Annotated in this window: 9 protein-coding genes; 6 read left to right on the top strand and 3 right to left on the bottom strand. The window is 60.4% G+C overall.

Annotated elements, in window-relative coordinates; translation table 11 throughout:
* Window positions 1-44 precede the first annotated feature (44 nt).
* Genes RVM24_RS12240 through RVM24_RS12230 form a run of 3 tightly spaced genes read right to left on the bottom strand, consistent with a single transcriptional unit; the run spans window position 45 to window position 5,100 of the window.
* Complete coding sequence (locus RVM24_RS12240) at window positions 45-3,149, bottom strand: efflux RND transporter permease subunit (protein WP_286921613.1); 3,105 nt, start codon at window positions 3,147-3,149, stop codon at window positions 45-47.
* On the bottom strand, window positions 3,146-4,486 hold the full coding sequence (locus tag RVM24_RS12235) for an efflux RND transporter periplasmic adaptor subunit (protein ID WP_286921612.1): 1,341 nt from the start codon (window positions 4,484-4,486) through the stop codon (window positions 3,146-3,148). Before RVM24_RS12235 ends, RVM24_RS12240 begins: the two co-directional genes overlap by 4 nt.
* Window positions 4,483-5,100, bottom strand: coding sequence for a TetR/AcrR family transcriptional regulator (locus tag RVM24_RS12230; RefSeq protein ID WP_286921611.1), 618 nt, complete (start codon window positions 5,098-5,100; stop codon window positions 4,483-4,485). The genes RVM24_RS12235 and RVM24_RS12230 overlap by 4 nt, the downstream gene beginning before the upstream one ends.
* A 538-nt stretch (window positions 5,101-5,638) precedes the next feature.
* On the opposite strand from RVM24_RS12230, the gene RVM24_RS12225 reads away from it, so the two are divergent.
* The 6 genes from RVM24_RS12225 (at window position 5,639) to RVM24_RS12200 (ending at window position 14,185) form a co-directional block, all read left to right on the top strand.
* Window positions 5,639-6,982 (top strand): TolC family protein, encoded by a 1,344-nt coding sequence (locus RVM24_RS12225; protein WP_228715435.1) that lies wholly within the window; start codon window positions 5,639-5,641, stop codon window positions 6,980-6,982.
* 5 nt (window positions 6,983-6,987) lie between these two features.
* On the top strand, window positions 6,988-8,259 hold the full coding sequence (locus RVM24_RS12220) for an efflux RND transporter periplasmic adaptor subunit (RefSeq protein ID WP_152438960.1): 1,272 nt from the start codon (window positions 6,988-6,990) through the stop codon (window positions 8,257-8,259).
* Complete coding sequence (locus tag RVM24_RS12215; RefSeq protein ID WP_374787719.1) at window positions 8,259-11,384, top strand: efflux RND transporter permease subunit; 3,126 nt, start codon at window positions 8,259-8,261, stop codon at window positions 11,382-11,384. Before RVM24_RS12220 ends, RVM24_RS12215 begins: the two co-directional genes overlap by 1 nt.
* A gap of 117 nt (window positions 11,385-11,501) precedes the next feature.
* Window positions 11,502-12,011: a hypothetical protein gene (locus tag RVM24_RS12210; RefSeq protein ID WP_374787718.1), complete on the top strand. Its 510-nt coding sequence runs from the start codon at window positions 11,502-11,504 to the stop codon at window positions 12,009-12,011.
* A 24-nt stretch (window positions 12,012-12,035) separates the two neighbouring features.
* The gene (locus tag RVM24_RS12205) at window positions 12,036-13,355 is read left to right on the top strand and encodes a ferredoxin reductase family protein (RefSeq protein ID WP_374787717.1); all 1,320 of its coding nucleotides are present in this window, start codon (window positions 12,036-12,038) and stop codon (window positions 13,353-13,355) included.
* The gene (locus RVM24_RS12200; protein WP_230713880.1) at window positions 13,352-14,185 is read left to right on the top strand and encodes a cytochrome b5-like heme/steroid binding domain-containing protein; all 834 of its coding nucleotides are present in this window, start codon (window positions 13,352-13,354) and stop codon (window positions 14,183-14,185) included. Before RVM24_RS12205 ends, RVM24_RS12200 begins: the two co-directional genes overlap by 4 nt.
* Window positions 14,186-14,266 lie beyond the last annotated feature (81 nt).

Genomic DNA, 14,266 nt, shown 5'->3' with positions numbered 1-14,266 from the left:
TCTCCTGTTTTGATGAGCAAGTATTAGCAGGCTTCACGTGCCAGCTATCCTGTTGATGGCCCGGTCGTCTGAACCCACCCCCAGTCATCCAGCAGCACGTAGAGCGCCGGAATTACCAGGAGTACCAGTACGGTGGCGCTAAGCAGTCCGAACACCACCGAAATCACCAGCGGTTTGATGGCCGCCGCCTGGGTGCTGGTTTCGGCCAGCAGCGGCAACAGCCCGGCGATGGTGGTGGTGGACGAAATCAGGATGGCGCGCAGCCGGTCGCGGCTGGCCTGGCCGGCGGCCGCCACCGCACCCAGCCCGCTCTCGCGATGGGTCTTGATGAAATGGATCAGCAGGATGGCGTTGTTGACCACAATGCCGGCCAGCGATGCCGCACCGATCAATGACGGCATGGAAAGGTAATAGCCCATCAGCACATGTCCCCAGATGGCGCCGATGAAGGCCAGTGGTATAGAGAGCATGACGATCAGGGGTTCAACGTAGCTGCGGAACTGAAAGGAGAGGATCACGAAGATACTCACCAGACCGATCAGCAGACCGCGGCCGATGGAGCCGCCGGTCTCGGCGGAGCTGGCTACCTGGCCCTCCAAGGAGAGTTCCACCTCGGGATGACGCTCGCGGAATTCGTTCAGCCAGCCGCTGCCGACGAGATCCTCGACGATGGCCTGACCACTGGCCTGACGCGCATCCACGTTAGCCTCCACGGTGACGGTACGCCGCCCATCGATGCGGGTGATGCGCGCCCAGTCGCGCCGCTCCTCGGCGTTGGCCACCACTTCCAGGGGCACCCGGCGCCCATCCGGCAGGGCGATAGTCAGATCGGCCAGGTCGTCCAGGGAGCTCCTGTCAGCTTCTGTCAGGCGGATCAGCATCTCGATCTCTTGGTCGCCGATGCGCTGGGTGTCGGCGATCTCCCCCAGCAGCGCCGCGCGCAGCTGTCCGGCCACCTCTTCGGCGGAGAGGCCCAGGCCATGGGCGCCCTCAGCCATAGAGAAGGTCAGTTGAGGCTTGCCCAAGCGCAGATCGTCGATGACGTTGTAAACGGCCGCGTAGTTCTCGAGATGCACGCCTAGCTCCAGCGCTGCCGACTTCATGGCCTCCAGGTTCTCTCCCGCCAAGCGCACCTCCACCGGCACCCCAGCGGGGCCGAAGCCGGGCTCCTGGATAATCAATCGCTGAAGCCCCTCGATCTCACCGATGGCCTCACGCCAGGCGGCGGTCAGCTCGTCTAGGGTCACCCGGCGACGCTCGGCGGTCAGCAGGTCGACGATGACGGTGGCCACATGGGGGCCAGCCTCTCGCGCGCTGGGGTTGTGGTTGAAACGCACCTGGATCGCCTCCACCAGGGATGCTCCCCCCGGCTGGTCCTGAGAGTAGCGGGCATTGAGCTCACGGATTGCCGCCTCGACTCGCTCGGCCACAGCCTCGGTACGCGCCAGCGGTGTGCCCTGGGACATCAGGATACGAGCCTCCAGCACATCACCGTCGATATCCGGCATTGCCTCACTGCCCACGTGCCCCCCGGCCATGAAGCCGAAGGAGCCCAGCATAATGGCAAAAATGGCCCCCAGCACAGCATGCCGAAAGCGGATTGCCCCATCGGCGAGCCGCCCGACCGCCTCGCGGAATCTGTCGAAATACCGTTCGAAGGCGGCACGGAAACGTGAGTCGTGACCACTGGCGAGCCGGCCCACGCTGCCCTTGAGGTGGTGGGGCAGGATCCAGAACGCCTCGACGAGGCTCGCCGCCAGGGCGGCGATCAGCACCACCGGCAGCACTTCAAGCACCGCGCCCAGCTCACCGGCGAGGAAGGAGAGCGGGGCGAACACCGCGACCGTGGTAAGAAACGACGAAAGCACGCCGGGCAACACCTGGCGGGTGCCCGCTACCACCGCTTCCACCGGTGAGGCCCCTTTCAGGGCGTGGACGGCAATGCTGTCGGTGATCACGATGGCATCATCCATGACGATGCCGATAGCCATCAGCAATGCCACCAAGGTGATCATATTCAATGACAGCCCGGTCAGGGCCATGACGATGAAGGCCCCCATGAAGGCCGCAGGCAGGCCCAGAACGGCCCACAGAGCTAGGCGCGGACGGAAGAAGAGGCTCATCACCAGCACCACCAACACCAGCCCCATCAAGCCGTTAGTCACCAGCATCTGCAGGCGGTCGCGAACGATACTGGTCGCATCCTGGGTCAGCGTCAGAGAGATACCCCCGTCGAATCGCCGCCGTTCCGCCTCAAGCAGCGTGTCCAAGGACTCCTTAACCGTAAGGGCATCGTCTCGCAGCGCCTTGCTCACCTCCAGCACCAGCGCCGGCTCACCGTTGAAGCGGATTCGCTCTTCAGCGTGCTCACCGGTCTCGTTGATGGTGGCCAGCTCGCCCAAGGTCAGCTCGCCGCCCCCAGCGTCGGAGACCACTACCAGACCGGCCAACTCGGCCAGTGAGCGGCGCTGGTCGGTGAAGCGCAGCAGGATATCGCGATCGGCGGTTTCCAGGGTTCCCAGGGGAAGGTCAAGGTTTTGACCGGCCACTCGGCGCGCCAGCTCCTGTGCCGAGAGACCGTGCTGTCCTAGCACCTCGCGGGGCACTTCAACCTGCCACTGGCGCTGGGACCTCCCGTAGATCGCTACCTCAGCCACGCCGGGCAGCGTCATGATGCGCTCCTCCAGACGCAGGGCGTAGTCCTCGAGCTGGTGCATCGGCATGCCGCCAGACACCGCCGCTGCCGCCACCATGTCACTGCGGTGAAGCTCCCTCACTACAGGGGAGTCGGCGCGGGCCGGCAGCTCGGTGATGGCGTTCACCTCGGTGTCGATCTCATTGAGGAAACGAATGGCATCGCCCCCGACAGACATGGTTGCCGTGGCACTGGCTAGATTGTCCTGAGCCACACAGCTGAACTCATCGAGAAATTCTACGCCTTTAACGGCATCGTACAGGCGCCGACACACGGCGTCCTCCACGTCAGCAGCGCTGGCGCCGCGATAGACTACCTCCACAGACACTTCCATCGGGCGATAATCGGGGAAGGTCTCACGCTTGAGGTGGGGTGCGGCGAACAGCCCGGCGGCCAGCAGCAATATCAGCAGCAGATTGGCGGCGGTGGGATGAGCGGCAAACCAGCGAATCATTGCCGTTCTCCTGACGTTACTTCGCCTAGAGCCCGGGCGGTCAGACGTGCCTCGAGGGCCACGTCGCGGCGAGGCGCCAGCGCCATACCCTCGATGGCTGGTTGGAGGTCATCGACGATCACCCGCTCGCCCGGGGTGAGGCCCGACTCGATCACTGCCAGGTCTCCTTGTTGGAAGGCTACGGACACCGGGCGCCTGACCAGGCGATCGTGCTCGTCAGCAAGGTAGAGCTCACCCTGATGGAGGGCCGACGCGGGGACCAAGAGTTGTGCCACGGGACTGGATGTCGACAGGCGCACTCGGGTGTACATGTCGCGCTGTAGTGGTGGATGGTCAGGGGGCCGCGCATCGCGCCAGGGCTCCTCAACCCTTACGACGACTCGCACTGCGCGGGTGGCCGGGTCGAGGCCGCTGGCCACGCGCACCACCCGACCTTCCCAGCTAACCCCGGGTGCTCCGACCAGCTCCAGCTCAGCATCGATCGAGTCAAGATCGATGCGCTCACTCAGATCCAGGGTGCCGGGCTCGAGCTCGACCGGCGCCACACGGCCCAGGAGGCGTCGTACCATGCTGAAGGGAAGGCGTGCCTCCACCTCGGCAGCCGCCAGGCTATCCGCCTCGAACAGCCGCTGGCCCGCACCCACGAACTGGTGAAGCTCTACGTCTACCTCACCGAGGCGCAGGTCATAGGGCGCCTCGAAGCGGGTATCCGCCAAGTCACGGCGCGCCTGGGCAAGGCGCACCGATGCCCGCTCGCGCTGGGCTGGCAGCAAGGCCAAGGTATTCTCCAGAGTGGCCACCGCCTGGCGCTGCCCCACAGTGCTGTGACGTTGAGCATCACGCTGAGAAGTGGAGACAGCACCGGTGGCCGCCAGCCGCTCGATTCGTGAAAGTTCCTGCTCGGCGAGATCGAGTGCCTGGCGTTCCAAATCCAGCAAACGCCGGGTATTGGCCTCCTCTGCCTCGAGCTGAGTCAACTCCGCCTCGGCCTCGGCGATAGCCAGCTCGTAGCGACTCGGGTCCAGCGCCAGCAGCAAGGTGCCTTCGCGCAGCAGGGTGCCGCTCTCCAGATGCGGATGGCGCTCCACCACCCGGCCCGAGACGTTTGCAACGGCTTGCCAGGTTTCGGCAGGGCGCGCCACGCCGTGGCCACGTGCCTCGAGGCGAAACGCCAGTGGCTGCGCCTCGATCACTGCCACCACCTTTGGGGCAGGTGGTGAGTCGCTGTGCTCGGGAGCCTGCCGATTAACCAAGAAGAAGACCAGAAGCGCCGCACCGATGGCGAGGCCAATGACTACCGCCAAAAAACGCCCCAAGCGTTGGTTCAGGCCTATCATGGATACGCCCCTTGTGCTTTCTGGATGCCATGACAGTAGAGGTGGAACGCACCCTGGGCCTGCTCGGCCAAATGGTTCATGTTGCCGATCATCAGCGACTGCATGACCAGCCCCTGAATGGTGCCGATGAACTGGGTGGCCGCCGCCTCGATATCCAGATCTCGACGCAGCTCGCCAGCCTCCTGCGCCTCGTTCAACAATCTCTCGATCCGCTCACGGTAGAGAAACAGCAGCGAGCGAACCATACGTCTGGCCGGCGTCGGCCGGGCATGCTGCAGCTGCCCCATCATCAGCCGAGGCACGCCAGGATGCTCGACGATAAACGTGACATGGGCATGGAACATCGCCTCGAGCGCAGCCAACGGGCTATCCGCCGAGGCAGCGGCTTTATCGAGCCGCTTCATCACACGTTCGGCCACCCTGCCGATGACGGCCTCCCAGATCGCGTCCTTGCTGGGAAAATGGCGAAACAGCGCGCCTTGCGTGACGCACATATGTTTGGCGATGCTGCCGGTGGTGATGTTGGCCGGATCATCCTGCGCGCTCAGGTCGATGACCGCGTCTATAGTGAGCTCCCGGCGCTCTTCGGCCGTCAAATTACGTTTCTGAGTCATTACAAGCCTATAAGATAGTAATTGATTACTATCTTATAGCGGCCTAGTTTGCGGCGCAACCAGATTGTGATTGAGGGTGTATTCGATACCTAATACATTCCGCGCGATCCGTCAGAGACCTGCACTGCGCCCATCTAGCCGCTGATTGAGAGCAAAAGGCCGTTCAGGCTGCAAGGTCATCGGCATGATATTCGTTACCAAGGCATTCAAGGATTCGCACGACCTGGCTAAATCGAATTTTTCATCAGCCTTTCGTGAACCCCTCTCGGGATGTGAAGCCGCAGCGGTTTTGAGGCACCCACCCCAACTTTTCCTGCCAACCAGGAAATACGGAGAGAGCGAAGCTTGTGCAGGTGATCGTAAAACATCGGATACGTCACTTAATCCGGATACCCTAATTTCAATGGCCAGATCAGAGCACGTGTCTGATTGTTTTGAGCGAGATCAAAAATCCATTATTTAGGAGAAATCTTTCAGTCACAGTTCAGGTTGCCTCTCTAGCATTCTCCGCATTACAGGCTTTTGCGGAGAATTCACTTTGCGTTATCTCAGACACCTTCCAAAACTGGGCATGGCCACGATGCTGGCCATCTCAGCCTTGCCCGCAGCGGCCCAGCAGGAGCTGGGCCTGACGTCGGCCATTGAAATCGCCATACGGAATGACCCCTGGCTGCAAGGCAGTGTTTATCAGGAACAGGCCCTCAGGGAAGAAGCGGTGGCACAGGGCTCGCTGCCTGACCCCCGCTTGACGCTCGGGCTGGCAAACCTGCCCACAGACACTTTCGATCTCGGGCAAGAGGCAATGACCCAGACCACCGTTGGCATTACCCAGCGCTTTCCCCGGGGGGACAGCCGCCGGATTGCCAAAGCCAGGGTACTGCAGATGGCGTCAATACAACCCCGCCAGCGAGACAATCGTGAACTCAAGGTGACCGAAACAGTCACCCACCTGTGGCTCGATGTCTGGCGCGCCCAGCAAAGTGTGCAGCTGATCGAGAGCAGTCGTGGCCTGTTCGAGCAGTTGGAAGACGTTGCCCAGGCGGGCTACCGCTCGGCCACAATGAGCGCCCGGCAGCAGGACGTGATTCGCGCATCCGTCGAGCTGACCCGGCTGGACGACCGGCTAACCGCGCTGTCAGCAGAGCTCAGTTCCAGCCGTGAGGCGCTGGCGGAGTGGGTGGGAGCATGGGTTGACGAAATAGCTGGAATCCGTGCCGACCTCCTGGCTGTTGACGATGCCATACCGTCGTATTTGACAGCACTGTCTGCGAACGGCAGTCCGAAGGTCGATAGCGCACTGGCGATCGACCACCCGATGATTCGTGCCACGGATGAACTGATTGAGGTGCGGACTCTGGAGGTGGACCTGGCGAGACAGGCCTACAAACCGGAATGGTCACTGTCTGCACAGTACGGATACCGCGATAGAGCCCCCAATGGCCAGGACAGGGCCGACCTTTTCTCCGTCGGTATCAGTGTTGATCTCCCACTATTCACCAGTAACCGCCAAGACCGGAACCTCAAAGCCTCCGTGGCCCGGGCAGAGACCGTTAAAACCGAACGTATGCTGCAGCTGCGCCAGTTGCAGGCGTCAGCCCGCAGTGCACTGGCGCGCATTGAGCGCCTGGATGAGCGCATTACACGTTACCGGGAAACCCTGCTGCCTCAGATGGAGCAGCAGGCCGAAGCCGCCCTGAGTGCTTACAACTCTGACGATGGTGATTTTGCCGAAGCCGTGCGTGCGCGTATTGCCGAGCTGAATGCCCGCATCGAGCTGGTTCAGATGGTGGCCGAGCGCGCCAGGTCGCAAGCCAGTTTCGATTACGTCACCGCCGGCGCGGACAACGCCTCACCCTCTTCATCGACTCGATATCAGGACTGACAACTATGGCCAATTTCATTCGCCCTCTGGGCTTTCTCGTGCTGGGTGGTTTTGCCGGTGCCGGCATTAGCTGGTGGCTGGCGGCTGGCGCAAGCATGGATCACACCGCTGATCCTGCACATTCACAGGCCCAGGAGCCGCTTTACTGGGTGGCCCCCATGGACCCTGATTTCAGAAGGGACAAACCGGGCAAGTCGCCCATGGGGATGGACCTTGTGCCGGTTTATGCGGACGGCGGAGCCGCGGATGACCCAGCGGGCACCGTCCGGATATCGCCCGCCGTGACCAACAACCTGGGTGTGAGGACCGGCACGGTTATCCAGGGGCGCCTGCCACTAAACATCACCACCGTCGGGCACGTCCAGTATAACGAGGACGCCATGGCCCATGTGCATCCCCGTGTTGAGGGCTGGATTGAGGCGCTGTATGTGAAGGCGGAGGGGGAGCCGGTTGAACAGGGCAAGGCCTTGTACTCGTTGTATTCGCCCACCCTGGTTAACGCTCAGGAGGAACTGGTTCTGGCGTTGAACCGGGGCAACGAGAATCTGGTCCGTGCTGCAGAGCAGCGTCTATTGGCGCTGAATGTTCCAACCAGCCTGGTACGGAGCCTGAAGGATACCCGCGAAGTGCGCCGTACACTGACGGTCTACGCACCGGCGACCGGGGTTATCGAGAGTCTCAATGTGCGCGAAGGGATGTTCATCAAACCCGGCGACCAGGTGGTGACCATTGCCTCGCTGGACGAGGTCTGGGTTCTGGGCGAGATGTTCGAGAGCCAGATTGCCGCAGTTAAGCCCGGTGATCGGGCGGTGATGACATTGGATTATATGCCGGACCGGCAGTGGCGGGGGCAGGTGGATTACGTCTATCCGGAGATCAACACAACAACCCGCACGGCCCGGGTCAGACTGCGCTTTGATAACACCGACGGTGCCTTGCGCCCGGGTATGTTCGCCCGGCTGAACATACAGGGAGAGCGTGGTGACCGGCGAATGTTAGTGCCCCGGGAATCCGTGATCCGTACCGGCCAGAGTGACCGTTTGGTGCTGGCTCTGGAAAAAGGAGCGTTCAAATCGGTTAACGTCGATGTTGGGCGCGTAGGTGAGGAGTATGTGGAAATTCTGCAGGGGGTAAGCCCCGGCGACACGGTGGTCACCTCGGCGCAGTTTCTGATCGATTCAGAATCCAGCAAAACCTCTGACTTTCTGCGTATGTCGCCCCGACCGACGGAGATGGATCACAGCGCCCATGGCATGCAGCATGAAGGGGGCCACTGATGATCACGTCGCTGATTTACTGGTCGGTTCGTAACCGTTTTCTGGTTGTCATGGCAGCACTGCTGCTGACCGGTCTGGGACTGTACTCCCTGAAGAACACGCCAGTGGATGCACTGCCGGACCTGTCGGATGTCCAGGTCATCATTAAAACCAGCTACCCGGGGCAGGCGCCTCAGGTGGTGGAAGATCAGGTTACCTACCCGCTGACCACCGCCATGCTTTCGGTGCCGGGTGCTCAAACCGTTCGAGGCTATTCGTTCTTCGGTGATTCCTACGTTTATGTGATCTTTGACGAAAACACCGATATGTACTGGGCCCGCTCACGGGTGCTCGAATACCTGTCGCAGGTGGCGCCGAACCTGCCGGAGCAGGCCCGGCCGCAACTGGGGCCTGACGCCACCGGCGTGGGCTGGGTGTATCTGTACGCCTTGGTAGACCGCACCGGGCAGCACGACCTGAGCCAGCTCCGAAGCCTTCAGGACTGGTTCCTGAAGTATGAGTTACAGACGGTACCCGGTGTTTCGGAAGTGGCCACGGTGGGTGGCATGGTCAAGCAGTACCAGGTGCAGGTGAGCCCGGAAAAGCTGCGTACCCTGGGGATTCCCTTGTCCCACATTGAAACCGCCATAAAACGCGGCAATCAGGAAGTGGGGGCTTCGGTGATTGAGATGGCAGAGGCCGAGTACATGGTGCGGGCCTCGGGCTATATCCAGTCCCGGGAAGATTTGCTCTCGATTCCGCTGGGTCTCGACGACAACGGCACGCCCGTTTTGTTAAAGGATGTGGCCAGCGTAGAAGTTGGGCCGCAGATGCGCAGGGGCATTGCCGAGTTGAATGGCGAGGGCGAAACGGTCGGCGGCGTTATTGTGATGCGTTTTGGTGAAAACGCCCAGGAGACCATAAGGGGGGTGAAAGCCAAACTGGAGTCTTTGCAGAGCAGCCTGCCGGACGGCGTCGAGGTGGTCACGGTGTATGACCGCTCCGGGTTGATCGATCGCGCTGTGACCAACCTCTGGAACAAATTACTGGAAGAACTTCTCGTTGTGGGGCTGGTGTGCGTGATCTTCCTGTTCCACGTGCGTTCGTCACTGGTGGTGATGGTCAGCCTGCCAGTCGGCATCCTGACAGCCTTCATCGTAATGTACTGGCAGGGCATCAATGCCAACATCATGTCGTTGGGTGGTATCGCCATTGCCATAGGCACCATGATTGACGGTGCCATCGTGATGATCGAGAACATGCACAAACACATGGAGCGTACACCGCTGACCCGTGAAAACCGCTGGCAGGTGGTGGCAAAGGCATCGGCCGAAGTGGGGCCGGCGCTGTTTTTCTCATTACTGATCATTACCGTCAGCTTTGTCCCGGTGTTCGTGCTGGAAGCCCAGGAAGGCCGAATGTTCTCGCCGCTGGCCTACACCAAAACCTATGCCATGGCGGCCAGTGCCGCTCTGGCGGTCACGCTGGTGCCAGTGCTCATGGGTTACTTCATCCGTGGCAAGGTGCTGTCGGAACACAAGAACCCGGTGAACCGGTTCTTGGTGGCGGGTTATCTGCCAATGCTGAAGGGCGTTCTTAAGTATCCGTCGACAACCCTGGTCGCGGTGGTTCTGATTCTGGCGTTGGGGTTGTGGCCTGCATCTCGGATAGGCAGCGAATTCATCCCGCCTCTCGATGAGGGCGATCTGATGTATATGCCAACCACCTACCCAGGGATTTCCATCGGCAAGGCCCGGGAATTGCTGCAACAGACCGACCGGTTGATTGCCTCGCTGCCGGAAGTGGAAACGGTTTTTGGCAAGGTTGGCCGGGCAGAGACCGCGACAGACCCCGCCCCGCTAACGATGATTGAAACGTTTATTCAACTCAAGCCACGCGACCAGTGGCGTGAGGGCATGACCACCGAAAAACTGAAGCAGGAATTGAATGCCCTTATCCAATTTCCCGGCGTTACCAATGCCTGGGTGATGCCGATCATTACCCGGATTGACATGCTGGCGACCGGGATAAAAACGCCGGTTGGCATCAAGGTGGCCGGGCCTGAGCTGGCAACCATCGAGGCAGTGGGCAAGCAACTGGAAGCCATTCTTTCGGAGGTTCCCGGTACGGCATCTGTGTATTCGGAGCGCGTTGCCGGTGGCCGTTATGTTCAGGCTGATATCGACCGATTACGGGCGGCGAGGTATGGCCTCAACATAGCCGATGTTCAGCAAGTGATCGCTTCAGCCGTGGGCGGAATTAACGTGTCTCAAACCATCGAGGGGCTGGAAAGATACCCTATCAATGTGCGTTATCCTCAGGATTACCGTGACTCCCCCGAAAAGCTCCGGCAGCTGCCAATCGTGACGCCGTCCGGCCAACGCATTGCCTTGGCGGATGTGGCCGACATTCGGATTGAGGACGGCCCTCCAGCAATAAAAAGTGAGAATGCCCGGCTTAATGGCTGGACCTTTGTGGACATCGAGGGTGTTGATGTTGGCAGCTACGTAGGACAGGCCATGGCGGCTGTAAATGATGAACTGCAGCTGCCGGCAGGCTACTCCGTGGCCTGGTCCGGCCAATATGAATACATGCTCCGGGCCAAGGAAAGGCTGACCTATGTGGTCCCGCTGACACTGGCGATCATTGTCATCCTGTTGTTTATGAGCTTCCGCCGCATTGCCGAGGTGGCGATGATCCTGGGCACGCTGCCGTTTGCCCTGGTGGGCGCAGTCTGGTTCATGTACCTGTTGGGTTACAACTTTTCCGTGGCCGTTGGTGTGGGGTTCATTGCTCTGGCCGGGGTTGCCGTGGAGATTGGGGTGATCATGTTGGTCTATCTGAACCAGTCCTACCAGTCGATGCTTGAAAACTGTGAGCAAAAAGGTCTTGAGCCCAGGCGTGAAACTCTCCGGCATGCCGTCCTGCATGGTGCCGGGTTACGGGTTCGGCCGATCATGATGACCGGAAGCTCCATCATTATCGGGCTGTTGCCCATCATGTTCGGAACCGGGACGGGCTCGGAAGTGATGGGTCGCATCGCAGCCCCGATGGTGGGTGGTATGGTCAGCGCTATGCTACTGGCTTTGCTGGTGATTCCGGTGCTGTTTTATCTCTGGAAACGAAGGGGCCTCGCGCGCAGATGACCTGAGTCAATTCTTGCCGAGAGAGATAGCAGGTTTGGCCGCTATTTCAGGTTCGATTCAGTTTTATGGTCTTAACTGTAGTAGACGCTCAACAACAGTGATGAAAAGGAGAATGTCATGAACAGGTTTACCCGGTTAATCGCATGTTCCGTTCTGGTTTCCACGCCCCTTTTCGTTTTCGCCCAGGGCAACTCCGGGCAAATGTCCCGGGGCGGCATGATGAACCAGGAACAGATGCAGCAGATGCATCAGAACATGTCTAAGATGCAGGAAATGATGCAGGAAATGCGCAACGCCAAGTCGGATGCGGAGCGCCAGCGTATTCGCGAGAAGCACATGGAGTCCATGCAGCAGCACATGCAGATGATGCGTGGTGGCATGATGGGGCAGGGCATGGGCCAGGGCCAAGGGCAGGGCATGATGGGGCAGCACCAGGGCCAGATGGGCGGTGGTCAGGGCATGGGTAACCAGCCGAAAGGTCAGTCCGGCGGCAAAGGGCCTCGTTCGGGTGGCGCGGGTATGGAGCCGGAACAGCGAATGGAAATGATGGAACAGCGCCTGGAGCATATGCAGATGATGATGGAGCAAATGCTGGAGCACCAGGCGCAGGGCCAGAGAGGACGTTAAATAGCTCACTGACATGGAGCGTTTATGACCCTTAGAAAATACCCTGGCGATCTGTTGTTGCTGGGGCTCTTTTTACTGCCTGTCGTTGTTGTTGCTTCGGCGTTGCCCTGGGGCAGTCAGGGCTGGCTGTATTCGCTGGCGGAGCTAGCCGGGGTGTTTGCCCTGTCAGCGTTTCTGCTGGCAGGTATGTTGTCGGCCCGTATTCCCGGTACAGATCCCTGGTTTGGTGGCTTGGTGCGGCTATGGACCATTCACCGCTGGCTGGGGTTCTCGGCCTTTATGCTGGTGATGGCTCATGTGTTGTTGTTGGCGTTGGCCATCTTGCCGGCGTCTGTTGGCGCCAGCGTTGCCACGCTGTTCCCGCCCCTGAGTCATTGGGAGGTCTGGGTTGGCTGGGCCGCCTTCCTCACCATGTTGGTTTTCATCGCGCCCACGCTGGGATTCATTGGCACTCTGCACTATCAAAACTGGAAACGCCTGCATCTGCTGTCTGCGCCGGCACTGGTGTTGGCGTTGGTGCATACCCTGATGCTTTCAGCTACAGCCTGGGTCTGGTGGTTGCTCTCGGCCCTGGCTTTGGCGGCCATCGCCTGGCGTAAGTTATTGTCACCCCGTCTGGCCAGGAAACCCTATGTGGTAGACGGCATCGACAAACTTGCCCGGGATGTGGTGGAGCTTCGCCTGCGCCCGAAGGGCAAGGGGATTCGCTGGCGGGCTGGTCAGTTTGTGTATCTGACACCGATGGACCGCTCGCTGTTGGCCGGTTATGGGGAAGAACACCCTTACACCATCGCCTCGGGCTCCGGGGATGATGAACTAAAAATCGGCATTAAAGCGGTCGGCGATGCCACTCGGGCGTTGCTGGACATCAAGCCGGGGGCAGAGGTGCGAATCGAAGGCCCTTACGGGACCTTTTTTGAGAATGCGGCTTTGGCGCAGAAGGGTACTGGCCTGCCAGGTGAGCCGCGCAAGCAACTGTGGTTGGCCGGCGGTATCGGCATTACGCCGTTTGTTGCTGGCGCCCGGGACAGGGTCGGGAACACTGTGGCTCAGGGGCCAGATGCCTGTTTGTTCTACCTGGCCAACCGGCCGGAACGAGCCTATTACCTGGACGAGCTGGTCCGCATTGCCGAGGCCTGTGATGGCTTTGAGGTTCACACGCACTACATGAACGAACACGGCGTGATCACCCGGGATTATCTGGCCGAGCGCTGCCCGGATTTCGCCGAACGGGACATCTACCTGTGCGGGCCGCCGGGCATGATCAATCACCTGCAAACCCTGCTCAGGCACGAAGGCGTGCCTGCCCATCGCATTCACACGGAGGCGTTTGATTTCCTATGACCAGCAACCGAATTGCCTATACAGGATTTGTTGCCTTTGTCAGCGTGGTTCTGACATTGGTGGTGGTTAACCTGGTTCAGGGCAACCCCGAACCCACAGCAGGTGGTACCGCTGAGAATGCCGATGGTGAGTCGGTTTTCCGGCTCGATGATGTGGCGGAACACAATCATGCCGGCAGCTGTTGGAAGGTGATTAACGGTGTGGTGTACGACCTCACCGAGTACCTGCCGAATCACCCCACCGAGGAAGAGGTCTTCACCCGCTGGTGCGGCAAAGAGGCAACGTCGGCCTGGCTCGATAAGGGCAACGGCCGGCCCCACAGCCCTCGGGCCGCTGCCCGGCTGGAGGATTATCGGATAGGTGTGCTTGAAGGCGGCGCCCCGGCACCAGCACCGGTTGAAACCGCAGATTCGGCTACACAGCCCGCCACTGGCGATGACCGCCTTGGGCGAATGCTGCTGGGTTTGGCGCCGGGTAATTATCTGGATGGCACCTACCGGGGCAACTTCATCGACCGTGGGTTGATTCAGGTAAGCCTGCAGTTCCGGCTTGAAGGCGGGCGAATTAAGGGAATGTCCTACCGGCACCTGTTCTATCGGGATGAAGACTATTTGAAGATGGACAGTTCCGCCGAGCTTTACCCGGTTTTGCGTCAGTATCAGCAGATCACGGAGCGCCTGGAGGGCGAGCCGATGGAGGCAATTTTCCGGTTGTATGAGCCAGAGAAGGTGGTGGATGATATTGACGGCTACACCGGCGCAACGCTTCGTGGAGCCAAGGTGATCAGTGCTTTTCGCGATGGTCTGAACCGGGGCGTCTACAGCTGGTAAGCCGGTAGTAGTGGGCAGGTGACTGCGCTGCCTGCGGGGCTTGTTTTCCGGCCGGCGGGCAGACTGTGTTAGGCTTTTGGG

The organism is Marinobacter sp. KM021 (genome assembly GCF_050707965.1).
GTDB lineage: Bacteria > Pseudomonadota > Gammaproteobacteria > Pseudomonadales > Oleiphilaceae > Marinobacter > Marinobacter shengliensis.
The sequence above is the reverse complement of the archived record's forward strand: the minus strand, read 5'-3'. Positions and strand labels throughout refer to the sequence as shown.